This window comes from Nocardioides sp. Soil777 (assembly GCF_001428425.1).
GTDB lineage: Bacteria > Actinomycetota > Actinomycetes > Propionibacteriales > Nocardioidaceae > Nocardioides > Nocardioides terrigena.
The window spans coordinates 183,196-206,652 of the sequence record NZ_LMSN01000016.1 but is presented as its reverse complement, the minus strand read 5'-3'; the positions used below and the strand labels follow the sequence as shown (position 1 = coordinate 206,652).

Here is a 23,457-nt window from a genome sequence, read left to right as displayed (position 1 = left end):
CGCCCTGTCTACCAAGACCTGCCGACAGTGCTCCGCACCCGCTCCCCCGCCAGCATCCGGAGGTCCCGCCCCGTCGGGAACGGGTGGTGGCTGAAGTCGCCTGCGTAGTAGCCGTCGTGCCGCCGGGGTGAGCGGACGTAGGTGCCGTGTTCGTCCTCGGTGTTCATGGCGAGCTCCTCGATGACTGGTGCGGTGGACTGGTCGAGATGACGTCGACGCTATGCCCGCGGGCACCCCGAGGGCGTCGTCGGAAGGCCGCGTCACGGGGGGCACCCGCCGACGAGGCGACGTCCTCCTTTTGATGGACGCGGGGCGGCTCCGGGCGTCGTACCGTGGCGGGGTGAGCCGAGCGGGACAGCTGCTCTCCCGGCATGGTCTCGACCTGCTGGTCGTCGTCACGGCGGTGGTGACCGCCGTGGCGACCGTCGTGCGTGACGACCTGGTGCACCCGGACGGTCCCCGCTTCGTGCTGGGCCTCGTCGGCATCACCTCGGCCGTGCTCGTGCTCCTCGCTCGGCGCCGCTTCCCCTTCGCGGCGCCGGCCACGACGTGGCTGCTGTGCAGTGCGCTGTCCTTCATGGACGCCCAGCTCGTCGTCAACGGCGCCGGCATCCTGATCGCAGGCATGGGTGCCGCCGTGCTGCTGGGCGCGCAGCGCAGCGTGGCGCTCTCGCGGCTCGGGCTCGCGATCGTCCTCCTGGGGTCGGTGGTGGTCGTGAGCAACGGGCCGAGCTCCACCTCCGACGACCTGATCTCGGTGCCGGCGATGTTCGCCATCGGCTGGCTGGTCGGCTGGGCCCTGCGTGAGCGCACCGAGCGGACCGAGGCGGCCGAGGAGCGTGCCCAGCGCGCGGAGCGGGAGCGGGAGGCCGCTGCCCGGGTCGCGGTGGCCGAGGAACGCAGCCGCATCGCGCGCGAGCTGCACGACGTGGTGGCCCACGCGGTCAGCGTGATGGTGCTGCAGGTCGGCGCCGTCCGCCACCGGATGCCGGACTCGTCCGCCGCGGACCGGGAGGCGCTGCGCAACGTCGAGGAGTCGGGTCGCAACGCCCTGGCCGAGATGAGGCGGTTGCTCAACGCCATGCGGGACGAGGGGGACGAGGCCGAGCTCGCGCCGCACCCGGGACTGGCCGACCTCGACCGGCTCGTCCACGACGTGACCGCGGCCGGGATGGCGGTCGACCTCCGCGTGGTGGGGGAGCCCGCGCCCCTGCCCGCCGGCCTCGACCTGTCGGCGTACCGCATCGTGCAGGAGGGCCTGACCAACAGCCTGAAGCACTCCGGCGCCGGACGGACCGAGGTCACCGTGGCCTACGAGAGCGATGCCCTGCGCCTCGAGGTCCGCGACCACGGCAGCACGAACGGGAGCCGCCTCGACGGACACGGGCGGGGACACGGCCTGGTCGGCATCCGCGAGCGGGTGAAGGTCTTCGGTGGCGAGATGTCCGCCGGACCTGCCCCGGGCGGCGGGTTCCTCGTCCGCGCCCGGTTGCCGCGGCACCGGGAGCCGGCATGACCGTCCGGGTGCTCGTGGCCGACGACCAGTCCATGGTGCGGGCCGGCTTCCGGCTGCTGCTCGCCGACGAGCCGGACATCGAGGTCGTTGCCGAGGCGAGCAACGGCCGCGAGGCGGTGGTCCATGCGGCACGGCTGCACCCGGACGTGATCCTCATGGACATCCGGATGCCCGAGCTCGACGGCCTCGAGGCCACCCGGAGGATCCTGGCCACGGACACCACCGCCCGGGTCCTGGTCCTCACCACGTTCGACCTGGACGACTACGTGTTCGAGGCACTGCGTGCCGGCGCCAGCGGCTTCGTGCTGAAGGACGACCCCCCGGAGCAGCTGATCGCCGCCGTGCGCACCATCGCCGCCGGCGAGGCCCTGCTCTCCCCGGCCGTCACGCGCCGGGTCATCCGGCACTTCACCAGCGCGCGGCACCAGTCGCCGCCCGCCGGACTGTCGGAGCTGACCGCACGAGAGCTCGAGGTCTTCGAGCTCATCACACGCGGGCTGTCCAACGCCGAGATCGGCCGGGAGCTCTTCATCAGCGACACGACCGTCAAGACCCACGTCACCCGGCTGCTGCAGAAGCTCGGGCTCCGGGACCGCGCCCAGGCGATCGTGCTCGCCTACCAGTCCGGGCTCTTCGAGCAGTCCTAGTCCGACCTGCGGAGTCCGACCTGAGGAGGACCCCGCACCGCCGGTTGGTCGCACCACGGTCGCGACCTGACGACGACGCGCGGACGCGGCGCCGTACCTAGCGTCGGTGGCACCCCTTGCAGAGAGAGGACCACCAGATGATCACCATCGACAACCTCACCAGGAAGTACGGCCACACCGTCGCCGTGGACGACGTCAGCTTCGTCGCCGAGGCGGGCCGGGTCACCGGCTTCCTCGGACCCAACGGCGCCGGCAAGTCCACGACCATGCGGATGGTCGTCGGCCTGACCAAGCCCACGTCGGGCACGACGACGGTCGCGGGCCGTCGGTACGCCGACCTCCCCAACCCCGGCCTCGAGGTCGGCGTGATGCTGGACGCCTCCGCCCAGCACGCCGGTCGCACGGGCCGGGAGATCCTCACCGTCGCCCAACGGACGATGGGGGTGGCCGCCACGCGCGTCGACGAGATGCTCGAGCTGGTCAGCCTCACCCCCTCCGAGGCGGACCGACGGGTCGGCAACTACTCGCTCGGCATGCGCCAGCGCCTCGGGATCGCCACCGCACTGATCGGCAACCCGGGCGTGCTCGTCCTCGACGAGCCGGCCAACGGCCTCGACCCCGCCGGCATCCGCTGGATGCGCGACCTCCTGCGCGACTTCGCCGACCGGGGCGGGACGGTGCTGCTGTCCTCGCACCTGCTGCGCGAGGTCGAGATCGTGGCCGACGACATCGTGATGATCGGCGGCGGGCGGATCGTCCGCCAGGGCACCAAGGCGGACCTGCTGAGCGGAGTGGGCAGCACCGTCCGCGCCGCCGACGTGGCCGCGCTGCGGGCGGCCCTGCACGCGGCCGGCGCGGACACCACGGCGTCCGACGACGGCACCGTCACCACCGACGCGGACCCCGCTCGGGTCGGCGAGGTCGCCCTGCGGGCCGGCGTGGCCGTCATCGAGCTGCGCCCGGCCGACAGCGGCCTGGAGGACGTGTTCCTCCAGCTCACCGCCGACACCCAACGAGAGACCGGGCGCGACACCAGGAGAGACAGGAGAGCAGCATGACCACCACCATCCCCACCGTCCACGAGGAGCGCGTGGCCCCCGTGCCGTCGATCCCCCTGGCTCGCGTCGTGGGCGTCGAGCTCCGCAAGATGTTCGACACCCGCTCCGGGTTCTGGCTGATGGCCAGCCTGGTGATCCTCGGCGTCCTCGCCACGATCGGGACCATCCTCTTCGCACCCGACGAGGACCTGACCCACAACACGTTCGCGGCGGCGATCGGCTTCCCGATGACCATCGTGCTGCCCGTCATCGCGATCCTGTCGATCACCGGGGAGTGGAGCCAGCGCACCGGACTGACGACCTTCACCCTCGTCCCGCACCGGGAGAAGGTCCTGCTGGCCAAGACCCTGTCGGCGGTGGTCGTGGGCGTCGCGGCGATGCTCGTCGCCCTCGTCGTCGGCGTGGTCGGCAACGTGGTCGGCACCGCCATCGCCGGGACCGACCCGGTGTGGGACCTCTCGGCCGCGCAGTTCGGCACCATCGTGCTCGGCAGCCTGCTGTGCCTCCTGACGGGGACGATGCTGGGCATGCTCCTGCGGAGCTCGCCGGGCGCGCTGGTCGCCTACTTCCTGATGGCCCTGGTCCTCCCCACCGTCTTCGGCATCCTGGCCACCAGCCAGCCCGACTTCGTGGACGTCAGGCCCTGGATCGATGCCGAGCTCGCCCGCTCCTTCCTCTTCGAGGGCCCGCCGACGGGCGAGCAGTGGGCGCAGGTCGCCGTCACCGCGGCGTTGTGGCTGGTCCTGCCCGCCCTGCTGGGACTCCGGCTGGTCATGAGGTCCGAGGTGAAGTGAGGAACCCCGACGCACCGCCCGGGCGCATCGCGCCGCCCGGGCGGTGCGTCACGCGTTGGCGTGGTGCGGTGTGGCGAGAACCCGCCGCGGGTCACCGGGTCGGCGGAGCCGCCGCCACGAAGGCCTCCCCGTCCAGCACGGGGACGACGTCGCTGGCATCGACCTCGGCCGCGACGACGACGTCGTCGGCGAAGCCGGCGGCCGCCAGCTCGCGCCCACCGGCGCAGTCGTGGAGGTCGGACGGCAACCCCGCCCCGGACCAGGCGTGGGTCGCGGCCCGGGCCTCCGGGCTGAGCCCACCGACCCCGAGACCGACCAGGCCGGACAGGATCGCGCCCGCACCCCACAGGTCCTCGACGCACGGACGCAGGGTGCCGTCGGGCCACCGCTCGCCGGCCGGTACGACGACGCACGTCGCGCCGTCGCGCAGCAGCGGGGCGAGGTGCGCGGCGACCGCCGAGGCGTTGCGCAGCGACCCGGCCACGACCCGGGCCCCGGTGCCGGCCAGGGCGACGGTGATGGTCGAGCCGTTGGGCGAGGGCAGCACGATCCGGTCCACGCCGGTGACCTCCGTCATCGCCGCCGGCGACAGGCTGACGCTGCCCGCCTGCTCGCGCGCCTCGAGACGGCCGACCGCCAGCAGCGCGTCGCGGGACGCGGCGTACGCACGGGCCCGCTCGTCGCGCCAGCCGAAGGGCAGGACCTCGATGCCCTGCCCGACCGCGACGGTCACCGTCGTGGTGAAGGAGAGCACGTCGACGACGACGGCCACGTCCGCGGGGACGAGGGCCGCGCCGACGGGGCCCCACTCGCAGCGGACGGCGTACGCGGCCTGGTCGTGCCCCGGCTTGATCACCGACCCATTCAACAACCCACCGGTGGGCGGGGCCGGAGGAGGCTCAGGCGCTCGCGTGCGTGATCGGCACGACCACGACCGGGCACGGCGAGTGCCGCACCACCTGGTCGGCGGTCGAGCCGGTCAGCAGCCCGCGGAAGCCGCCCGCACCGCGCCGGCCGACCACGAGCATCTCGGCACCGGCCGCGGCCTCGAGGAGCTTGGCCGACGACTGGCCGTGGGCGGCGTGCAGCTCGACGGTGCAGTCCTGGCGCAGGTGCAGGGCCTCGACGTCGTGGGCGAGCTGCTCGAGCACGGCCTCCTCGAAGTCCTTCTCCGGCGGGACGAAGCCCGGCTCCATCGTCTTGGGCCGCGGCGCGTTGGTGAGCACCCAGGCCCGCAGCACGTGGAGGGGCACCCCGAGCCGGGCGGCATGGCCGGCGGCCCAGGTCACCGCCTCGCTGGAGGACTTCGACCCGTCATGACCCACGAGGATCCCGCCATCGATGCTGACCGCTGCTCCCATGGCCCGAGGGTAGACCCGTCGGCGGGTCCGGGGAATCACCTCGATCGCGCCCGTGCCGTATCACCGGCCGACCGCGCGTCTCTTTACCTGGTGAGCCGGTGTCACGGGGGCGTCGGGGTCGAGGGGAGCACCACATGTCCATGAGCGATCTGGTCCTCGAGGGCGGGGGCGTCAAGGGTGCCGGGCTGGCCGGAGCGGTGCACGTGCTCGCGGGCCAGTACGACTTCCACCGGGTGGCCGGCACGTCCGCAGGCGCCATCGTGGCCTCGCTGGTCGCCGCGGGTCTCGGAGACCGGGTGGAGGCGCTCACCATCGACACGGACTTCGCGAGCTTCCTCGACGAAGGGCCCTACGGCCGTCTCCTCGGCCCTCTCGGCAACGGCCTCGACCTGCTCACCGGCGAGGGGATCCACCGCGGCCGCAGCCTGCACCGCTGGATCCAGGAGACGCTGGCGGACGCAGGCGTGTGGTCCTGGGGGGACCTGCGCCTGCCCGGCACCACGTCGCGGACCCCGATCGAGCACCGCTACCGGCTCGTCGTCATCGTCTCGGACGTCTCCCGTGGCCGGATGCTGCGCCTGCCGTGGGACTACGAGCGCCTGCTCGGCTGCTCCCCGGACGGCATGCCGGTCGCCGACGCGGTCCGTGCCTCGGCGTCCATCCCCTTCTTCTTCCGGCCCTGGCGCCTGCCGGTCGATCCGGCGCTGACCGGCGGCCGCACCGAGCTGGTGCTCACGGACGGGGGCATGCTGTCCAACTTCCCGATCGGGCTCTTCGACGACGAGCCCGACCACCCGACCCTCGGGATCCGGCTGTCGGCGGGCCTGCCGCTGTCGGAGGAGCGGTGGTACGACGCCGACGACCCGATGGCGCTGGCCCGGGCCCTGGTCGCCACCATGACCAACGCCCACGACCGGGTGGTCGAGGAGCGCCCGTCGGTGGTGTCGCGCACCGTCTTCGTCGACACCGGAGAGGTGCGCTCGACGGACTTCCGGCTCTCGGCACGGACCAAGAGGGAGCTCTTCGACAACGGGGTCGGGGCAGCGACGGCGTTCCTCGGTCGCTGGGACTTCGACTCGTGGCGCCGGGAGCACGGCTCCCCCCTCGTCACGGGGGGAGCCGCCTGACTCACCAGATGCGGACGCGCCGGTCCGGCTCGACCCAGAGGGCGTCGTCCTCCGAGGTCTCGAACACCTCGTGGAACTCGTCGAGGTTGCGCACGATGTTGGCGCGGAACTCCGGCGGCGAGTGCGGGTCGATCGTGAGGTACTGCTGCTCCTGCTCCTTGCGCCGCTTGGTGCGCCAGACGTAGGCCCAGTTGAGGAAGACCTTGCGGCGGTCCTCGACGGACGCCTCGCCACCCTCGGCGATCACGAACGCCTTGTGGCCGATGGTCAGCCCACCGAGGTCGCCGATGTTCTCGCCGACGGTCAGGGCCCCGTTGACCTTCTCGCCCGGCAGCGCGCGCGGCTCGAAGTCGTCGTACTGCTCGATGAGGGCCTTGGACTTGACCTCGAAGGCGGCCTTGTCGTCGGCGGTCCACCAGTCGTTGAGGTTGCCGGTGCCGTCGTACTGGGCGCCCTGGTCGTCGAAGCCGTGGCCGATCTCGTGGCCGATCACCGCGCCGATGCCGCCGTAGTTCTCCGCGGGGTGGGCGTCGGGGCTGAAGAACGGCTTCTGGAGGATGCCCGCCGGGAAGCAGATCTCGTTGGTGCCGGGGTTGTAGTAGGCGTTGACGGTCTGCGGCAGCATGAACCACTCGTCGCGGTCGACCGGCGAGCCGATCTTGGCGAGCTCGCGGTCGGTCTCGTACGCCGCGGAGGCGGCGACGTTGCCCATCAGGTCGCCGGGCGTGACCCGCAGGTTGCTGTAGTCGCGGAACTTCTCCGGGTAGCCGATCTTGGGCCGGAAGGTGTCGAGCTTGTCGTAGGCCCGCTGCTTGGTCTCCTCGGTCATCCAGTCCAGCGCCTCGATGGAGACGCGGTAGGCCTGGAGCAGGTTGGCCACGAGGTCGTCCATCATCGCCTTGGACTCCGGCGGGAAGTGGCGGTCGACGTAGACCCGGCCGACGGCCTCGCCGATCGCCCCCTCGACCAGCGCGACGCCACGCTTCCAGCGCTCGCGCAGCTCGGGCGTGCCGTTGAGGGTGCGGCCGTAGAAGTCGAAGTTGGTCTGCACGAAGGCGTCGGGCAGGTAGGGCGCGGCGGAGCGCAGCACGTGGAACAGCAGCCACGGGCGCCACTGCTCGATGTCCACCTCCTCGAGCACCGTGGAGAGGTGGGCGAGGTAGGACGGCTGCCGGACGCACGACTCGGCGATCGTCTCGGCGCTGCCGCCGAGGTTGGTGGCGTAGGCCTCCCAGTCGAAGGCCGGCGCCAACGCCTGGAGCTCCTCGAGGGTCATCAGGTTGTAGGTCTTCTGCACGTCGCGGGTCTCGGCGCGCTCCCAGTGCCCCTTGGCCAGGCGGGTGTCGAGGTCGAGGACCGTCTGCGCCGCAGCGGCGGGGTCGCCCAGCCACGAGGTCCCGGCGCCGCCCAGCTCGAGCAGGCGGGTGAGGTAGCCGACGTACGCCTCGCGGATCTCGGCGAACTTGTCCTCGCGGTAGTAGCTCTCGTCGGGCAGGCCCAGCCCGCCCTGGGTGATGTGGAACAGGTAGCGGTCGGAGTTGCGGTCGTCGGTGTCGATGTAGGACCCGAAGAGGCCGGCGCCGCCGATGCGCTCGAACTCGCCGAGGAACGCCGCCAGGTCGCGCACGTCGCGCAGCCCCTCGACGGCGTTGACCAGCGGCTGGATCGGGCGGGTGCCCATCCGGTCGATCGCCTCCTCGTCCATGAACGACGCGTAGAGGTCACCGATCTTGCGGGCCTCCTCGTCGAGCTCGTCGGCCGGCGTCTCGGCGAGCGAGGTGATGATGTCGCGCACCTGCTGCTCGGCGACGTCGGCGAGCTGGACGAAGGGGCCCCAGCTCGACCGGTCGCTGGGGATCTCGGTCTCGTCGAGCCAACGCCCGTTGACGTGGCCGAACAGGTCGTCCTGGGGACGGATGTCAGGGTTCATGCCCGGGCGGGCGTCGTCGAGGATGCTCACGGGGCCGACCCTAACCGGCCGCACCCACAGTGGTCAGCCGGCAGGGTCAGCCTCCCGGGTCAGCGCACCCGTACGACGCTCTTGCCGAGCGTGCGCCGCTCGTCCATGTCGACCAGCGCACGACCGAAGTCCTCGAGGGCGTACGTCGCACCGATCGGCGGCTTCACGACTCCGCTCTCGATCATCGGCACCAGCTCGGCCCACTGCTGCTGCATGAAGTCCTGGCGGGTCATCGCGTAGGCGCCCCAGCCGACACCGCGCACGTCGATGTTGTTGAGGAGCAGCCGGTTGACCTTGACCTCCGGGATGCCCTGGCCGGCGGCGAAGCCGACGACGAGGAGCCGCCCCTGCTCGGCCAGGCAGCGCAGCGAGTCCGTGAAGAGGTCGCCGCCCACCACGTCCAGCACGATGTCCACGCCCCGTCCGCCGGTGAGCTCCTTGACCCGGTCCTTGAACCCATCCACCAGCACGGCCTCGTCGGCGCCGGCCCGGCGGGCCACCTCGGCCTTCTCCTCGGTGCTGACGACGGCGATGGTGCGGGCGCCGTACCCCTTCGCGACCTGGATCGTCGCGGTCCCGACGCCGCCGGCGGCCCCGTGCACGAGCACGGTGTCGCCCTCACGCACCGAGCCGCGGTCCTTGAGGGCGAACTGCGCGGTGAGGTAGTTCATCGGCAGCGCCGCGCCCTCGTCGTACGACGAGACGTCGGGCAGCGGGAAGGTCCAGGTCTTGGGCGAGGCCACCCGCTCGGCCGCGTTGCCCCAGCCGGCAACACCGGCGACGCGCTGGCCCACCACCAGGTCGCTGCTGCCCGGGTCGAGCACCTCGCCGGCGAAGTCGACGCCGAGGTTGAAGGGCGGCTCGGGCTTCATCTGGTACTCCCCGCGGCTCAGCAGGAGGTCGGGGAAGGACACCCCCACGCTGTGCACCTCGACCAGCACGTCGTCGGGTCCGGGCGTGGGCTCGGGCACGTCGTTGACGACGACGTCGAGCGGACCGGTGGGCGTGACGACCTGGGCTGCGCGCATGCCGAGGAGGCTAGCGTCCGGGCGCGGCCCGGTGGTCAAGCAGAGCCGGGCCCGGTGGTCGAGCGGAGTCGGGACCTTGACCTCAGGTGCACGTGAGCACGGACCATCGCCGGATGAGCAACAAATGCGTGGCCCGGTGTCGGTGCCGCCCGTCAGACTGTGCGACATGCCGGACCCGCTGATCGACCAGCTCCAGGACACGGTCGGCGACCAGCGGGTCGGCCGGCGGCTCCCCCGCGCCCTGACCCCCTTCCGCACGCCGGCCTACCGCTGGCTCGCCCTCGCCCTGGCGGCCAGCTCGTTCGCCAGCGGCGTGTGGATCGTGGCGCTCATCTGGGAGGTCATCCGCCTCGGCGGCGGTCCCGCCCAGCTCTCCACGGTCATGACCGCCAGCGCCGTCGGTGTGCTCGTGCCGGCCCTGCTCGCGGGCGTGGTGGCCGACCGGTTCCCGCAGAAGCTCATCCTGCTCGCCGTCGCACTCGTCGAGCTCGTCGGCATGGCGCTGGTCGCGTTCCTCTCCAGCACCGACACCAGCACCCTGTGGATGCTCGCGTCCGTCACCTTCGTGACCGGCATGGGCATGGCGTTCTACTACCCGGCCTACTCCGCCTGGCTGCCCGCCCTGATCCCCGAGTCCGACCTGCAGGCCGTCAACGGCTTCGAGGGCATGGTCCGCCCGACGATCGGGCAGGCCGTCGGACCGGCCGTGGCCGGCGCCGTGGTGGCCGCGGCCTCCCCCGGGGCGGCGTTCACGGTCGCCGCCGTCTCGTCGGCGGTCGCCCTCGTCGTCCTGACCAAGGTCCCGTCCACGCCCGTACGCCGCACGCTCGACGCCACGCACGCGGGTCACCCGGTGCGCGCGGCCTTCGCCGACATGCGCGAGGGCTTCGTCTACATGGTGCGCACGCCGTGGCTGCTGGCCACGCTGCTCTTCGCCTCGCTGATGATCCTGGTGATGATGGGTCCCCTCGAGGTGCTCATCGCGTTCCTCGTCAAGGACGGCCTCGGCGGCGGGCCCAGCGACCACTCGTACGTCCTGGCCGCCTTCGGCATCGGCGGGGCGCTCGGGTCGCTGGCGATGGCCTCGGTCCCGATGCCCCGGCGCTACCTCACGGTGATGAACCTCGGGTGGGGCCTGGGCGCGCTGCCCTTCGTCGTCATCGGCCTGGCCGACTCGCTGTCGGTCGTCATCGCGGCCTCCTTCGTGATGGGGGCGATGTTCTCCTTCCCGATGGTCATCTGGGGGACGCTGCTCCAGCGCCGGGTGCCGCCGCACCTGCTCGGCCGGGTCGCCTCGCTCGACTTCTTCGTGAGCGTCTCGCTGATGCCGGTGTCCATGGCGTTGGCCGGGCCGGTCGCCGACGCGATCGGGCTCCGCAACACCTTCTTCATCGCCGGGCTGGTCCCGGTCGTGGTCGCGGTGGTCGCGATCCTCTGGGCGCGGCTGCCGGCCGACGAGGTCGCGCACCCGCTGCGCGACTGAGGCGACCGCCCAGCGGCGACGACGTGTCGACGACCCAGGTCGCCTAGGGTTGATCCGTCGTAGAGCGAAATGACGGGAAAGCATGCATGTCGATGGAATCGGAAGACCGGCCGTGGGGCTCGTGGCACGTCCTCGATGAGGGCGACGCCTACAAGGTCAAGCGCATCCACGTGAACCCGGGCCAGCGCCTGTCCTACCAGACGCACGAGCACCGCTCCGAGCACTGGGTGGTCGTGGCCGGCACGGCGACGTGCGTCGTGGACGGCGCGACCGTCGTGGCCGAGTCCGGCCAGTCCGTCGACATCGCGGTCGGTGCGGCACATCGCATCATCAACGCGCACGAGGACGCCCTCGTCATCATCGAGGTCCAGCGCGGCCACTACACCGGGGAGGACGACATCCGTCGTCTCGAGGACGACTACGGGCGGTCGGACGCGTCGACCTGACTCCCGCACCTCGAGCGGTGGTGGCTCACTCCGGGTCGACGATCGCGTTCATCTCGAAGTGCATCGGGTCGGTGTAGCCCCAGTCGCCGCCCCACGCGAAGCCCCACCGCTTGAAGATGCTCACCACGTCGCGGTCGATCTCGCCGACGGTCCCGCGCTGGTTGCCCGGCACGTTGATGTCGAAGGCGATCCCGAAGGAGTGCAGGGAGAGCTGCTGGGAGCCGGCGATGAAGCGCGGGTAGAAGCACCCGGCGTACTCCTCGACGTTGATCTCGTCGGCGAGACCGCGCTGCTCGATCTCGAGCAGGGCCGCCCGCAGCTGCGGGAAGACCACCCGGTGGCACGTCATCGTGCCGAGGATCGGGACCGGCTCGGTGCGGATGTTGGCGTCGACCCATGACTGCTCCGGGGCGATCCGGCCCGCCTCGAGCACGGTGTAGCGGAACGTGCCGACCGCGTCGGCGACCGAGCCACCGGTGAGCACGGCGGTCTGCGTGGCGCCGGGGTCGAGGTTGGGGCCGAGGATCGTCACCGACGCGTCGTCGCCGACGAGCCGGACGAGGTCCTTGCGGACGTCTCGGGGGGAGTGGATGCCGGTGTAGACGAGGAGCGCGTTGCCGGTCCCGATGCCGAGCTCCTGCCCCCACTTCTCGTTGACCACCGCGTCGACCTGGGGCACCTGCGGTGCGAAGGCCCCGATGTGCACGCGGGCCGCGTCCTTGTCGTTGCCGAGCTTGAGGTAGCCGTCGCCGTCCTGGAGGCGACGCCCGAGGGCCTTGTCGATGGCCAGCTCGCCCCCGGCCACCCGGTCCCAGATCTCCTGCAGCTCGGCCGCCTCCCGCACCGCGTAGTTGCGGTAGGTCGCCGGGTCGACCGCGGCGACGGTGATGACACCGTTCTGCACGCCGAAGTCACCCAGGGAGATCCGCTCGACCCGCTCCACGCGCCGGTTGCCGGTGATGCGCTCCACGAGCTCGTCGCCGAGCGGCTCCTTGGAGTAGATCCGCAGGTCCGGCCCGACCAGGGTGCCGGTGCGCTTCCCGGGCGGGTCGACGGCGTGCTCGGGGTCGGCGACCGGGACTGCGGTGGAGCCGTCGCCCGGGTCGTCGGTCCCCTGGTCGTCCGCCGGGGGCTCGGAGGCGGGAGCGGAGGGGCCGGACGGCGGCGGGTCTCCTGCCGATCCGACGGGGTCGTCGCTGCACCCCGTGGCCAGGGCGAGGGAGAGCAGCGTGGCGACCACCGCCGCGCGCAGGCGTCGTACTCGCGTCATCGTGCTCCCCCTTCCGCAGCCCAGCGTAGGCACCCGGCCCCGGGGGCGTGCCTGCCAGCCCGTCGCCGCCGCCCGCGGAAGGCTCGCTGGGCCCGACATTCCGTATGCTGTGCGGCGTCAGACGCAGGCGATCCGCGAGGTCGTCCTCCTCTCCGACCACGACGTCCTCCATCGAAAGGTCCCCTCACCCATGACTTCCTCGCTCGGCACGGTGCTCGTCACCGGTGGTGCCGGATTCATCGGGTGCGAGCTGTCGCGGGCCCTGGCGCCCTCCGCCGACCGGTGGGTGGTGCTCGACAACATGCACCCGCAGGTGCACGCCTCGCCGACCTCGCGTCCGGAGCGGCTCGCTGCCGAGGCCGAGCTCGTCGTCGGTGACGTGACCGACGACGCCGCGTGGGACGAGCTGCTCTCGCGGGTCCGTCCGGACGTCGTGTTCCACCTCGCTGCCGAGACCGGCACCGCGCAGTCGCTCTCCGAGAGCAACCGCCACGCCAGCGTCAACGTCGTCGGCACCACCCAGATGATCGACGCCTTCACCCGGGCCGGTCACGACCCCGCACACATCGTGCTGACCAGCAGCCGCGCGGTGTACGGCGAGGGTCTGTGGCGACGTGCCGACGGTGAGACGTTCTACCCGCCGCAGCGCACCCGCGCCCAGCTCGAGGCCGGGCAGTGGGAGGTCGAGGGTGCCGAGCACGTCCCCAACGCCGTGGCCACCTCCCTGCCGGCGCCCGTCAGCGTGTACGGCGCCACCAAGCTCGCGCAGGAGCACGTCCTGTCGGCGTGGGTGGGGGCGCGCAGCACGGCCCTGTCGGTGCTCCGCCTCCAGAACGTCTACGGCCCCGGCCAGTCCCTCAGCAACCCCTACACCGGCATCGTGCCGCTCTTCTCCCGGATCGCCGGCGAGGGTCGGTCGATCCCCCTGTACGAGGACGGCGACATCACCCGCGACTTCGTCTACATCGACGACGTGGTGTCGGCGCTGGTGGCCGCCGCGGCGACCCCGCCTGCCGGCCTCCCCCGGACCGCCGACGTGGGCACCGGCACGCGCACCACGATCCGCGATCTCGCCGAGACCGTCGCGGCCATGCACTCCGCGCCGGCACCGGAGGTGACCGGGCAGTTCCGCGACGGCGACGTGCGCCACGCCAGGTGCGACGTGGCCGCGACCACCGCAGCCCTGGGCTGGACCCCGCAGTGGAGCCTGGACGACGGCGTCCGCGCGCTCCAGGCCTGGATCGACGAGCAGAACGCCGGGGCAGGCCGCTAGATGTCGGCCCCCGCCCCCCGCTCCAACAACCTGGACGCGCTCCGACTCCTGGGTGCCGCGGCGGTCATCCTCGGTCACGCCTACCACCTCACGGGGCGGCCGCTGCTCATCCCGGGACTGTTCGGCTACCCGGTGCAGACCCTGGGCGTCGTGGTGTTCTTCAGCATCAGCGGCTACCTCATCACCGCGAGCTGGAGCCGCTCCCCCAGCGTGGTGAGCTACACCGCCGCCCGGGCGTTGCGGATCTTTCCGGCGCTCATAGTCGTGGTGCTGATCACCGTGTTCGTGCTCGGGCCCCTGGTCACGACGCAGACCGTCGGTCAGTACTTCGACAACCCGCGCACGCTGCACTACCTGGTCAACATCGTGATGCAGCCGCAGTACGACCTGCCCGGTGTGTTCGCGACCGACGTGCCCTACCCGAACGCCGTCAACGGGTCCCTGTGGACGCTGCCCGCGGAGCTCTTCTGCTACCTGATGGTTCCCCTGCTGTGCCTGGTGCCTCGCTTCGCCCGACCGGTCACGTTCGCGGCGGCGCTGGTCGTCTCCCTGGTGCTGGCGGCCATCCCGGCCGTCGACTCCCCGGTCATCTGGGGCACCCGGGTCTCCGACGCCGCCCTGATGTGGGTCTTCTTCGCCGCGGGGGCGCTGCTCAGGCTCGCCCACGAGCGCTGGCGCGGGCTCTTCCGGACCGACGTCGCGGTCGTCCTGGGGCTGGCGTACCTCATGCTGAGCGCCCTCCAGCCGACCTGGACCACGAAGATCTCCTGGATCGCGCTCCCCTACATCGTCCTGACGATCGGCCTCGCCAGCACCCCCTACGTCCGACGCGCCGCGCGGTACGGCGACCTGTCCTACGGCATGTACCTCGTCGGCTTCCCGGTGCAGCAGCTCGTGGTGGTCTACGTGGGCGTCGTCGCGATGTCGCTCAACCTGGTGCTGGTGGTGGCCATCTCCGCGATGCTCGCCCTGGTCTCCTGGCACCTCGTGGAGGCCCCCAGCATGCGCCTCAAGAACCGTCTCGTCGGACGCAGGACCAGCAGGGCGGCCCAGGTCCCGCGGGCCGGCGATCCGTCACCGAGCCTCGTCGACGAGCCCGCGGCCGAGACCGCCGCCGCCCAGGTCACGCCCATCCGGCGATCGAGCTCCGCGTAGCGGCTGCTCAGCTCGGCATCCGCGCCGGGATGGTCAGCCACGAGACGAGCCCCCCGAGGGCGAGGAGCACGGCACAGACGATCATCGCCGAGCCGTACGCCGCGTCGAGCGCGACCGGGTCGGCGTACGCGTCACCACTGAGCCCGAGGGCGACCGGGAACGCGGCGACGGCGATGAGCGACCCGGCGCGGGCGATCGCGTTGTTGATCCCGCTGGCGATGCCGGCGTTGTCGTCGGGGGCGGCGGCCAGCACGGTCGCGGTGAGCGGGGCGACCATCAGCGCGAGGCCGAGGCCGAAGACGGTCAGCCCGGGGAACACGTCGACCCAGTAGTCGACGTCCTCGCCCACCCCGAGGAGGAGCAGCGTCCCGACCGCCATCACCACCGGACCAACCGTCATCGGGATCCGGGGCCCGATCCGGGCGCCCAGCGCACCGCCTCGTGCGGCGAGGAGGAGCATGCACACGGTGATCGGCAAGGTGGCGACCCCGGCCCCGAGGGCGCCGTAGCCGCTGACCGTCTGGAGCTGGAGGACGAGGAAGAACAGCACGGCGCCGAGGGCCGCGTAGACGAGGAAGGTCATCGCGTTGCTCGCGCTGAAGGTGCGGTCGCGGAAGAGCTCGGGCGGCATCATCGGGGACTCCTCCCTCCGCTCCAGGGCCACGAAGGCGACGGCGGCGATGATGCCTGCCGCGGCGGCCCAGGGCGCGCCCCGCCCGCCCCACTCGATCAGCGCGTAGGTCGTCCCGGCCAGCGCCAGCGAGGCGAGCACCGCCCCGGTGTAGTCGAAGGTGGTCGGTGCGTTCGGGTCCCGCGTCTCCGGCACCGAGCGCATCGCGATCACCACGGTGACGACGGCGAGCGGGAGGTTGATGAGGAAGATCCACCGCCAGCTCGCGTGGTCGATCAGGACGCCCCCCACGAAGGGGCCGATCGCCGACGCCACCCCGCCGAGGCCGGACCAGGCCCCGATCGCCCGCGCCCGGTCCCTCGGCCCGAACGAGCCCTGGATCATCGCCAGGCTGCCCGGCGTGAGCAGCGCGCCGCCGACGCCCTGCAGGATCCGCGCGGCGATGAGGACCTCGGCGGTGGGCGCGAGACCGCACAACAGGCTGGCCGCGGCGAAGAGCACCGTGCCGAGCACGAACATCCGGCGCCGGCCGAAGCGGTCCCCGAGCGACCCGCCGATCAGGATCAGGGAGGCGAGCATCATGAGGTAGCCGTTGTTGATCCACTGCAGCTGCGCCAGCGAGGCGTCGAGGTCCTCCCCGATGGTCCGCAGCGCGACGTTGACCACCGAGCCGTCGAGCCAGGTCATCCCCGAGCCGAGGCTGGCGGCCGCGATCACGGCGCGCGCACGCGGCGTACCCCACCCGATCGGATCCGCGCCCACCTCCGCAGGCTAGGGCACCGCGAGGATCGAGGGGGCGCTCCAGCCCTAGGATCCGTGGTCGTGAGGACACGTTCGACCGAGCTGCGGCTCGCCGCCCACGTCGACCGGCTGGGCGAGGAGCACCCGCCGATCGAGCTCGCCTCGGTCGACTGGACCGTCCACGACCCGGCCGCGTTCTCCGCGCGCTTCGGCCACGTCCTCGACTACATGGCGCGCGTCGAGCTCGAGGTCGACCGCAACGTCCTCGAGCTGGTCACGATGCTGCCCGACCCGCCGGAGGTCGACCGGCGCTTCTACGCCGACGTGTGGCAGCCGCAGGAGATCCGGCACGGCCTGATCCTCGACGAGCTGCAGACCCGGGTCGGCCGTCCGCCGGCGACGCCGGACCTCGACACCGTCTCCGCCAAGCTGCGGGTGCTCGGCGTGCTGGGACACCTCGACCGGGTCCAGGACGTCACCCGGATGCTCTACTACCTCACCGGCATGGCCACCGAGCGCTCCGCGGTGCTGGCCTACAACCTGCTGCACGACGGCGTCGTCGAGATGGGCGAGACGGCCGTCGCGGAGACCGTCGTGGCGCCGATCCGCCGCCAGGAGCCCGGTCACTACGCGTTCTACAAGATGTCGGCGATCGGGCTCGCCGAGCAGCTCGCGCCCTGGCAGCGCTGGCTCGTACGCCGCCTGCGCCAGCTGTCCTTCGCCCCCGTCGGCGCCAACGACGCGGCCCAACGTGCCGACTTCGGGGACGTGATGGAGACCCTGGGGATCAGCGACGACCTCGAGGACTTCACCGAGACCATCGCCCGCGTCGAGCGCGATCTGCTGTGGGCGCAGGCCGACGGGATGCGGGTCCCTCCCTACGTCCTCGCGGCCTTCCGCGACGCCGCCGAGCTTGCCGCCCAGCGCCGCTCGGCCTGACCGCGACCGTCAGCCGGCTCGGGCTCAGCCGCCGAGCACCTGCCGGGCCATCCAGGCGAGGTCGGCGGCGGTCTGCTGCGCCGAGCCCGACGGCTGCATGATGTGGCTCAGCACGACCCGGACCACCATGTCGATCGCCGGCGCCAGCCGGTGCGGGGCCAGGTCGAGGTCGAAGGCCTGCACCCGCTCCTCGATGACGGTCTTGGCGGTCGCGAGCAGGGTCCCCGCGTGGGTGGTCAGCAGCGGGAGCAGCTCGGTGTCGGCGCCGTGCGTGGCGCTCACGACCGCCTTGAGCAGGGCGTTGTCCTGGGCCAGGACCAGCACGTCGTACGCCGCCGCCTCGATCGCCGCGGAGATGTCGCCGGGGTGCCGCTCGAAGGCCCCGTCGACCACCGTGAGGAACCGGTCGAGCTCGCCCAGGATCATCGCCTCGGCCAGCGCGTCCTTGGTCCCGATCTCGTTGTAGACGGTCTGCCGGCTGACCCCGGCCGCCTCGGCGAGGCGGGCCATCGTCACCTTGGCCCACCCCACGTCGGTGGTCATCACGACGGCGGCGGTCACGATCCGTTCGCGCAGGGTGGGCACGCGAGGGGTCGACATGGCGCCGAGTCTAGGCAGGCGCGTGCGGGGCGGCTCCGCTCAGTCGGCGAGCAGCAGCTCGACCCTCATCGGGCCGCCGCCCTGCTCGGGTCGAACGGCACGAAGTCGGCCTTGTCGCGGACCCCGCAGTCCGGGCAGGTCCAGTCGGCCGGGACGTCGGCCCAGGCGGTGCCCGCGGCGAAGCCCTCGTGCTCATCGCCGGCGGCGACCTCGTAGGTGTAGGCGCAGCCCGGGCAACGGGCGGCCAGCACCTCCTCGGCGAGGCCGGGCGTCTCGTCCTCCCGCTCGTCGACGACGGCGACCGACAGGGCGCCGTACCTCCGGAGGTAGCGCTCGCGCCGGCCCGGGCTGATGTTGGCGCGGCTCACGTCGCCGCCGAAGTGTGCGACCACGCGGGGGTCCATCACCCGGCGCCAGACGGGCGGGACGATGGCCAGCACGATCATCCCGGCGTAGCCGGTGGGCAGCACCGGAGACTCCTCGAAGTCGCGCAGCGCCTGGTAGCGCCTGGTCGGGTTGGCGTGGTGGTCGCTGTGCCGCTGGAGGTGGTAGAGCAGGACGTTGGTGGCGATGTTGTTGGAGTTCCAGCTGTGGCTGGGCAGCACGCGCTCGTAGCGCCGGCGCTCGCCCACCCCGACCTTCTGCCGCAGCATCCCGTAGTGCTCCATGTAGTTCACGACCTCGAGCAGCGAGAAGCCGACCACCGCCTGGAGCACGAGGTACGGCGCGACGCCGGGGCCCAGCCAGGCCACCAGGCCGCCCCAGAGCACCGCCGTCATCAGCCAGGCGTTGAGCACGTCGTTGCCGAGGTGGAAGGGGTGCTGCTTCCTGCGGGCGTAGCGGCGCTTCTCCAGGCGCCAGGCGGACCTCAGGGAGCCGAGGACCGTGCGCGGCCAGAACCGGTAGAAGCTCTCGCCGAGCCGGCTGCTCGCCGGGTCCTCGGGGGTGGCGACGCGGACGTGGTGGCCCCGGTTGTGCTCGATGTAGAAGTGGCCGTAGGCGACCTGGGCAAGCGCGATCTTGGACAGCCAGCGCTCGTTGGCCTCCTTCTTGTGGCCGAGCTCGTGGGCGGTGTTGATGCCGATCCCGCCGATGCAGCCGATCGAGACGGCCATGCCGACCTTGTCGAGCACGCCCATCCCGCCGATGGCCTCGGGGTGCGCGAGCAGGTAGAACGCGCCGACGAACCCGGCGTACTGGATCGGCAGGAAGAGGTAGGTGATCCAGCGGTAGTAGCGGTCGTTCTCCAGCGCCTCGATCACGTCGTCCGGCGGGTTGGCGCGGTCGAGCCCGACGACCAGGTCGATGGCAGGGACCACGCCGAGGATGACGATCGGGCCGAGCCAGAACCACACCCCCCAGCCGGTGAGCTGGTGCAGGCCGATGCCGAGGAACGCCAGGCTCGGCACCACCAGCCCGATCAGCCACAGGTAGCGCTTCTTGTCGGTCCAGCCGTCGGTGGAGCCCGAGGGGACCGTGCCGCTGAGCGAGTGCTCGAGGCTCATGGCCAACACCTTCCGTCAGGGGAACGCCGTGGTTCCGGGGTTTACAGGACCATAGGGTTTGTAAACCTGTTTGACAAGAGTGTGCTGTTTGTAAACCTGTGGAAGTCCCCTCACCCCCAGGTGATGCCGGCGTCCCGCCAGGTGTCGTCCCAGTCGTCGTCCGAGCAGGGCGTGACCTCGTCGCTGCGGTTCCAGAGGGTCAGGTAGAGCGCCACGGCGGAGCCCCGGAGCAACGAGTCCCCGTCGGGGCGCGCGGCGGGGTCGACCCGGGTGGTCACCGCGGGCGTCGGGCCCACGTCCACGGTCCAGGCCACGCCCCCGTCCTCGGGGAGCACGACGATGCGGTGCGGCTCGGGCGACCGCAGCCGGGAGCGCGGCCGGGTGACGAAGCCGGTGAGCAGCTCGTCGATGCCGTCGAGGGCGACCTCCTCGGAGATCCAGTCGGCGTCCGCGGCCCGCGGGAGGCGACCGAGCTGGGCCGCCAGCGCGTCCACGGCGTGGATCGTCGTCTCGTGGCACTGCCGGCGCGCCCAGAACTCCCGCGGCGCAGGCGCGTCGCGGAGGAACACCGGGGCGCTGAGGTCGTCGGGCGCACGGACCAGCGCGGTGACGAGGTCGATCGCACCGTCGCCGAGCCAGTCGAGCGGGTCGGCCGCGTCGATCCCCTCCTGCTCGAGGGCGTCCGGGTCGACCGGCCGGCCCTGGATCGTGGCGACCGCCCAGCGGTGCACCATGCCCTGGTGGGCGACGAGCCGCCGGACGGTCCAGTCGGGCGTGGTCGGCACGGGCGCGCGCAGCCCGGCGCGATCGGCGTACCGCACGAAGGCGACCATCGCCTCCCGCAGCCCCTCGAGGTGGCGCGGGACGCCGAGGCGGGGTCGGGCGGACGAGTTCGTCATGTCGCCACGGTGACAGAGGACGGGACGCGTCCGCTCGTGGTTTTCGCCGTCCCCGCCGCCCCCTAGCGTGGGCGCCATGACCGACATCCTGCTGTTCCCCTCCGTCCTGGGCGTCCGCACCGGGGTCACCGACACCGCCGCCCGCCTGCGCGCGGCCGGGCACCGCGTGGAGGTGGTCGACGTCCTCGACGGCACGACCTTCGACTCCTACGAGCCGGCGCTCGAGCGGGCTCGGGCGGCCGGCGCGACCAACGAGGCCACGGCCCTGGAGCGCTCCCGGGTGGTCGAGGGCCCCTTCGTCGCCGTCGGCTTCTCGTCGGGTGCCGCGCTGGCGATGTACGTCGCGACGCAGCGCCCCGACGACGTCCGCGGCGTCGTGGCCATGGGCGGCGCCATGCCCACCAAGTACCTCGGCGACGGCACGACCCCCTGGCCCTCCGGCGTACCGGCCCAGGAGCACATGGGTGCCCACGACGACTTCGACGACGGCCCCGAAGTGCGCGCCGAGTTCGTCGCGGACGTCGAGAAGGCCGGGGCGACGCCCGAGCTCTTCCGCTACGAGGGCGGCGGCCACCTCTTCAACGAGCCGGGCCTGCCCGACGAGCACGACCCCGCGGCGGCCGAGGAGTTCTACGCCCGACTGCTGGCCTTCGTCGCCGACTGACGCGGGCGCCGTCGACGGGGCCGACTGGTCCCCCGGGACACCCTGCGGCAGGGTGGACCCATGAGCAACGACCCCTTCGGCATCGACTTCGGCGGCACCGGCATCAAGGGAGCGCCGGTCGACCTCGACGCCGGCGACTTCGCCGGGGAGCGATTCAAGATCTCCACGCCCAAGCCGGCCACCCCCGAGGCCGTGGCGCAGGTCTTCCGCGACCTCGTCGGCCACTTCCCCGCCTCGACCTCGCCCGTCGGCGTCACCGTGCCCGCGGTCGTCCGCCACGGCATGGTCTCCTCGGCCGCCAACATCGACCCGTCCTGGATCGGCACCGACGCCGACGCCGTCTTCACCGAGGCGCTGGGCCGCGAGGTGCACGTCGTCAACGACGCGGACGCCGCCGGCCTGGCCGAGGTCGAGTACGGCGCGGCGCGCGGTCGCACCGGACTGGTCATCGTCACCACCCTCGGCACCGGCATCGGCTCGGCGCTCATCCACGACGACGTGCTCGTGCCCAACTCCGAGCTCGGGCACCTCGAGATCGAGGGGTACGACGCGGAGTCCCGGGCGGCCAACAGCGCCCGCGAGAAGGAGGAGCTCTCCTGGGAGGACTGGGCCGAGCGCCTCACGACCTACTACCGCACGGTCGAGCGGCTCTTCTCCCCCGAGCTGATCGTGGTCGGCGGCGGGGTCAGCAAGAGCTTCGACAAGTTCGGGCACCTCATCGACATCGAGACCGAGATCGTCCCGGCCAAGCTCCGCAACAAGGCCGGCATCATCGGCGCCGCCCTGGTCGCGACCCGGGCGGCGCACGGCGCCTGAGGATCAGGCCACGGGATAGGGCGTCAGCAGCTGGTCGACGGGGGCGAGCTCGTCTGTGAGCACGTCGGCACCGTCCACCCACGACCGGAGGTCGCGGCCGGTGATCACCCGCCAGTCGGTGCCGCGCTCGTCGAGCCGGGCCTGCCAGGCGGCGGTGTCCAGCGGGCGGTCCGAGGCGAGGGCGACCAGGTTGCCGCCCGCTGCCGCAGTGCGGCCGACGGTGTCCGCGTCGGCGGCCAGGGCCACGTGGTCGAAGGTCGAGGCGAGGGTCGCCACCTCGGCCCGGGCGAAGCCGAGCGGCCCGTGGTCGATGAGGTTGGCGACGTACACCCCGTCGTCACGCAGCACCCGGTCCACCTCGCCGACGGCCTCACGGGTGGCGAGGTGCCACGGCGCGCTGACCCCGCCGAAGGCGTCGCCCACGACCAGGTCATGGGTGTCGTCCCCGAGCCGGCCGAGCCCGAGGCGACCGTCCTCGACGCGCACCTCGATGTCCGGGGGCAGGTCCACACCCACGCGCGAGACCGCGGCGTCCACGACGCCCCGGTCGATCTCCGAGACGAGGCTGCTCGAGCCCGGCCGGACGGCGTCGAGGTAGCGCGGGACGGTCAGCGCCCCGGCGCCCAGGTGGTAGGCGTCGACCGCCTCCTGCCCGGGGAGCGCCGTGTCCACGGCCGACGCGATGGCCTGGACATAGGCGAACTCCAGGTGCGTGGCGTCGTCGAGGTCGACGTAGGAGTGCCGCAGGCCGTCGAGCACGAGCACCCGGCCGGACTCCCGCTCGGGGTCCTGCTCGACCACCACGCAGTGGTACGTCGTCTCGGCGTCGCAGCCGCCCGGGCCGACCGCCCCGCCGAGCCCGCCCAGCGCCACCAGCACGAGCGAGGCACCCGCGGCCCCGCGCACCAGCCGGAGCCGGGCCTCGACCGCGACGGCGGCGACCACCAGCGCCAGCCCGAGGCCGACCATGATGCCGGTCACCGGGACCCGGGAGACGAGGACGAAGCCGGTCACCACGGTGCCGACGACCGCGCCCGCGGTGCCGATCCCCGACAACCGGCCGACGACGGTGCCGGTCTCGGCGATGCTGGAGAGCCGCAGCTTGGTCACCGCCGGGGTGACGGCCGAGAGCAGGGCGCCGGGCACGAAGAGCGTCAGCCCGGCCGCGAGCAGGAGCATCGAGCCGTCGGCCGACTCGGCCGCGAGCCGCACGAGGAACGGCGTGGCGGCCACGGTCACCCCGGACACGAGCAGCAGCGGCCCGATCAGGCGCCGGGCCGGCACCAGGTCGGCCAGCCGGCCGCCCCACCAGGACCCGACGGCGATCGCGGTCAGTGCGACCCCGATGACGACGGTGTTGGTCTCGAGGGTGAGCCCGAGGTACGGCGCGAGGAGGCGCAGCGCCACCAGCTCGACGACGAGGACCGCGGCCGAGGAGCCGAAGACGAGCGCCGCCGCGGCGGGGCCGCCCATCGTGGACGGGGCAGGGGGCGGACCGGGCGGCGTGACGGTGGGTTCGGGTGCCGGGTCGCCGTCGCTCATGG

At 72.4% G+C, this 23,457-nt stretch carries 23 protein-coding genes; 12 read left to right on the top strand and 11 right to left on the bottom strand.

Features of this window, described 5'->3' with window-relative positions; all coding sequences use genetic code 11:
• Positions 1-8 precede the first annotated feature (8 nt).
• Positions 9-167, bottom strand: coding sequence for a hypothetical protein (locus ASG88_RS23120; RefSeq protein WP_157559737.1), 159 nt, complete (start codon positions 165-167; stop codon positions 9-11).
• A gap of 173 nt (positions 168-340) precedes the next feature.
• On the opposite strand from ASG88_RS23120, the gene ASG88_RS14000 reads away from it, so the two are divergent.
• From ASG88_RS14000 to ASG88_RS13985, 4 genes are all read left to right on the top strand, one after another.
• Positions 341-1,516: a sensor histidine kinase gene (locus tag ASG88_RS14000; protein WP_056888280.1), complete on the top strand. Its 1,176-nt coding sequence runs from the start codon at positions 341-343 to the stop codon at positions 1,514-1,516.
• Positions 1,513-2,163, top strand: a complete 651-nt coding sequence (locus ASG88_RS13995) for a response regulator (RefSeq protein WP_056888046.1) — start codon at positions 1,513-1,515, stop codon at positions 2,161-2,163. The genes ASG88_RS14000 and ASG88_RS13995 overlap by 4 nt, the downstream gene beginning before the upstream one ends.
• A gap of 137 nt (positions 2,164-2,300) precedes the next feature.
• Positions 2,301-3,221, top strand: coding sequence for an ABC transporter ATP-binding protein (locus ASG88_RS13990; RefSeq protein ID WP_056888045.1), 921 nt, complete (start codon positions 2,301-2,303; stop codon positions 3,219-3,221).
• Positions 3,218-4,015: an ABC transporter permease subunit gene (locus ASG88_RS13985; protein WP_056888044.1), complete on the top strand. Its 798-nt coding sequence runs from the start codon at positions 3,218-3,220 to the stop codon at positions 4,013-4,015. Before ASG88_RS13990 ends, ASG88_RS13985 begins: the two co-directional genes overlap by 4 nt.
• A 91-nt stretch (positions 4,016-4,106) precedes the next feature.
• On the opposite strand, the gene ASG88_RS13980 is transcribed toward ASG88_RS13985, so the two are convergent.
• Both ASG88_RS13980 and ASG88_RS13975 read right to left on the bottom strand, forming a co-directional pair.
• The gene (locus ASG88_RS13980) at positions 4,107-4,871 is read right to left on the bottom strand and encodes a 2-phosphosulfolactate phosphatase (RefSeq protein WP_235534854.1); all 765 of its coding nucleotides are present in this window, start codon (positions 4,869-4,871) and stop codon (positions 4,107-4,109) included.
• A 43-nt stretch (positions 4,872-4,914) separates the two neighbouring features.
• Positions 4,915-5,376, bottom strand: coding sequence for a universal stress protein (locus tag ASG88_RS13975; protein WP_056888043.1), 462 nt, complete (start codon positions 5,374-5,376; stop codon positions 4,915-4,917).
• 140 nt (positions 5,377-5,516) lie between these two features.
• Here ASG88_RS13975 and ASG88_RS13970 point away from each other — a divergent pair, with 140 nt between their 5' ends.
• A complete protein-coding gene (locus tag ASG88_RS13970) occupies positions 5,517-6,503 on the top strand; it encodes a patatin-like phospholipase family protein (protein ID WP_162259850.1) in 987 nt (328 codons plus the stop codon).
• A 1-nt stretch (position 6,504) separates the two neighbouring features.
• Here the strand turns inward: ASG88_RS13970 and ASG88_RS13965 are convergent, their stop codons facing one another.
• Together ASG88_RS13965 and ASG88_RS13960 are read right to left on the bottom strand one after the other, a co-directional pair.
• Positions 6,505-8,463 carry a M13 family metallopeptidase gene (locus ASG88_RS13965; protein ID WP_056888041.1) on the bottom strand — a complete coding sequence of 653 codons (1,959 nt, stop codon included), beginning with the start codon at positions 8,461-8,463 and terminating at the stop codon, positions 6,505-6,507.
• A gap of 59 nt (positions 8,464-8,522) precedes the next feature.
• Positions 8,523-9,491: an NADPH:quinone oxidoreductase family protein gene (locus tag ASG88_RS13960; RefSeq protein ID WP_056888040.1), complete on the bottom strand. Its 969-nt coding sequence runs from the start codon at positions 9,489-9,491 to the stop codon at positions 8,523-8,525.
• A 166-nt stretch (positions 9,492-9,657) separates the two neighbouring features.
• Between ASG88_RS13960 and ASG88_RS13955 the strand changes: the two genes are divergently transcribed.
• Positions 9,658-10,974: an MFS transporter gene (locus ASG88_RS13955; RefSeq protein ID WP_056888278.1), complete on the top strand. Its 1,317-nt coding sequence runs from the start codon at positions 9,658-9,660 to the stop codon at positions 10,972-10,974.
• Between the two features lie 92 nt (positions 10,975-11,066).
• The gene (locus ASG88_RS13950) at positions 11,067-11,420 is read left to right on the top strand and encodes a phosphomannose isomerase type II C-terminal cupin domain (protein ID WP_235534853.1); all 354 of its coding nucleotides are present in this window, start codon (positions 11,067-11,069) and stop codon (positions 11,418-11,420) included.
• 25 nt (positions 11,421-11,445) lie between these two features.
• Here the strand turns inward: ASG88_RS13950 and ASG88_RS13945 are convergent, their stop codons facing one another.
• Entirely contained in the window at positions 11,446-12,690 is a 1,245-nt protein-coding gene (locus tag ASG88_RS13945; protein ID WP_157559736.1) for a M15 family metallopeptidase, read from the bottom strand.
• 190 nt (positions 12,691-12,880) lie between these two features.
• Between ASG88_RS13945 and ASG88_RS13940 the strand changes: the two genes are divergently transcribed.
• Positions 12,881-13,963, top strand: coding sequence for an NAD-dependent epimerase/dehydratase family protein (locus ASG88_RS13940; protein ID WP_056888277.1), 1,083 nt, complete (start codon positions 12,881-12,883; stop codon positions 13,961-13,963).
• Entirely contained in the window at positions 13,964-15,118 is a 1,155-nt protein-coding gene (locus tag ASG88_RS13935; RefSeq protein WP_056888037.1) for an acyltransferase family protein, read from the top strand.
• Positions 15,119-15,125: 7 nt separating this feature from the next.
• Here the strand turns inward: ASG88_RS13935 and ASG88_RS13930 are convergent, their stop codons facing one another.
• Positions 15,126-16,511 (bottom strand): MFS transporter, encoded by a 1,386-nt coding sequence (locus ASG88_RS13930; protein WP_056888036.1) that lies wholly within the window; start codon positions 16,509-16,511, stop codon positions 15,126-15,128.
• Positions 16,512-16,571: 60 nt separating this feature from the next.
• Here ASG88_RS13930 and ASG88_RS13925 point away from each other — a divergent pair, with 60 nt between their 5' ends.
• Entirely contained in the window at positions 16,572-17,429 is an 858-nt protein-coding gene (locus ASG88_RS13925) for a hypothetical protein (protein ID WP_056888276.1), read from the top strand.
• Positions 17,430-17,453: 24 nt separating this feature from the next.
• Here ASG88_RS13925 and ASG88_RS13920 read toward each other — a convergent pair whose 3' ends face one another.
• From ASG88_RS13920 to ASG88_RS13910, 3 genes are all read right to left on the bottom strand, one after another.
• Complete coding sequence (locus tag ASG88_RS13920; protein ID WP_056888035.1) at positions 17,454-18,029, bottom strand: TetR/AcrR family transcriptional regulator; 576 nt, start codon at positions 18,027-18,029, stop codon at positions 17,454-17,456.
• A 65-nt stretch (positions 18,030-18,094) separates the two neighbouring features.
• Complete coding sequence (locus tag ASG88_RS24070) at positions 18,095-19,534, bottom strand: fatty acid desaturase (RefSeq protein WP_056888034.1); 1,440 nt, start codon at positions 19,532-19,534, stop codon at positions 18,095-18,097.
• Between the two features lie 110 nt (positions 19,535-19,644).
• Positions 19,645-20,433, bottom strand: a complete 789-nt coding sequence (locus ASG88_RS13910) for a maleylpyruvate isomerase family mycothiol-dependent enzyme (protein WP_056888033.1) — start codon at positions 20,431-20,433, stop codon at positions 19,645-19,647.
• A 76-nt stretch (positions 20,434-20,509) separates the two neighbouring features.
• Here ASG88_RS13910 and ASG88_RS13905 point away from each other — a divergent pair, with 76 nt between their 5' ends.
• Positions 20,510-21,097, top strand: a complete 588-nt coding sequence (locus ASG88_RS13905; RefSeq protein WP_056888032.1) for a dienelactone hydrolase family protein — start codon at positions 20,510-20,512, stop codon at positions 21,095-21,097.
• Between the two features lie 60 nt (positions 21,098-21,157).
• A complete protein-coding gene (gene ppgK, locus ASG88_RS13900; RefSeq protein ID WP_056888031.1) occupies positions 21,158-21,913 on the top strand; it encodes a polyphosphate--glucose phosphotransferase in 756 nt (251 codons plus the stop codon).
• A gap of 3 nt (positions 21,914-21,916) precedes the next feature.
• On the opposite strand, the gene ASG88_RS13895 is transcribed toward ppgK, so the two are convergent.
• Entirely contained in the window at positions 21,917-23,455 is a 1,539-nt protein-coding gene (locus ASG88_RS13895; RefSeq protein WP_235534852.1) for a fused MFS/spermidine synthase, read from the bottom strand.
• Positions 23,456-23,457 lie beyond the last annotated feature (2 nt).

Bases quoted from the DNA above. Each gene is read 5' to 3' on its own strand.
- ASG88_RS23120 (WP_157559737.1), bottom strand. From the start codon at position 167: ATGAACACCGAGGACGAACACGGCACCTACGTCCGCTCACCCCGGCGG.
- ASG88_RS13995 (WP_056888046.1), top strand. From the start codon at position 1,513: ATGACCGTCCGGGTGCTCGTGGCCGACGACCAGTCCATGGTGCGGGCC.
- ASG88_RS13990 (WP_056888045.1), top strand. From the start codon at position 2,301: ATGATCACCATCGACAACCTCACCAGGAAGTACGGCCACACCGTCGCC.
- ASG88_RS13985 (WP_056888044.1), top strand. From the start codon at position 3,218: ATGACCACCACCATCCCCACCGTCCACGAGGAGCGCGTGGCCCCCGTG.
- ASG88_RS13975 (WP_056888043.1), bottom strand. From the start codon at position 5,376: ATGGGAGCAGCGGTCAGCATCGATGGCGGGATCCTCGTGGGTCATGAC.
- ASG88_RS13970 (WP_162259850.1), top strand. From the start codon at position 5,517: ATGAGCGATCTGGTCCTCGAGGGCGGGGGCGTCAAGGGTGCCGGGCTG.
- ASG88_RS13960 (WP_056888040.1), bottom strand. From the start codon at position 9,491: ATGCGCGCAGCCCAGGTCGTCACGCCCACCGGTCCGCTCGACGTCGTC.
- ASG88_RS13955 (WP_056888278.1), top strand. From the start codon at position 9,658: ATGCCGGACCCGCTGATCGACCAGCTCCAGGACACGGTCGGCGACCAG.
- ASG88_RS13950 (WP_235534853.1), top strand. From the start codon at position 11,067: ATGGAATCGGAAGACCGGCCGTGGGGCTCGTGGCACGTCCTCGATGAG.
- ASG88_RS13945 (WP_157559736.1), bottom strand. From the start codon at position 12,690: ATGACGCGAGTACGACGCCTGCGCGCGGCGGTGGTCGCCACGCTGCTC.
- ASG88_RS13940 (WP_056888277.1), top strand. From the start codon at position 12,881: ATGACTTCCTCGCTCGGCACGGTGCTCGTCACCGGTGGTGCCGGATTC.
- ASG88_RS13935 (WP_056888037.1), top strand. From the start codon at position 13,964: ATGTCGGCCCCCGCCCCCCGCTCCAACAACCTGGACGCGCTCCGACTC.
- ASG88_RS13920 (WP_056888035.1), bottom strand. From the start codon at position 18,029: ATGTCGACCCCTCGCGTGCCCACCCTGCGCGAACGGATCGTGACCGCC.
- ASG88_RS24070 (WP_056888034.1), bottom strand. From the start codon at position 19,534: ATGAGCCTCGAGCACTCGCTCAGCGGCACGGTCCCCTCGGGCTCCACC.
- ASG88_RS13910 (WP_056888033.1), bottom strand. From the start codon at position 20,433: ATGACGAACTCGTCCGCCCGACCCCGCCTCGGCGTCCCGCGCCACCTC.
- ASG88_RS13905 (WP_056888032.1), top strand. From the start codon at position 20,510: ATGACCGACATCCTGCTGTTCCCCTCCGTCCTGGGCGTCCGCACCGGG.
- ppgK (WP_056888031.1), top strand. From the start codon at position 21,158: ATGAGCAACGACCCCTTCGGCATCGACTTCGGCGGCACCGGCATCAAG.
- ASG88_RS13895 (WP_235534852.1), bottom strand. From the start codon at position 23,455: ATGAGCGACGGCGACCCGGCACCCGAACCCACCGTCACGCCGCCCGGT.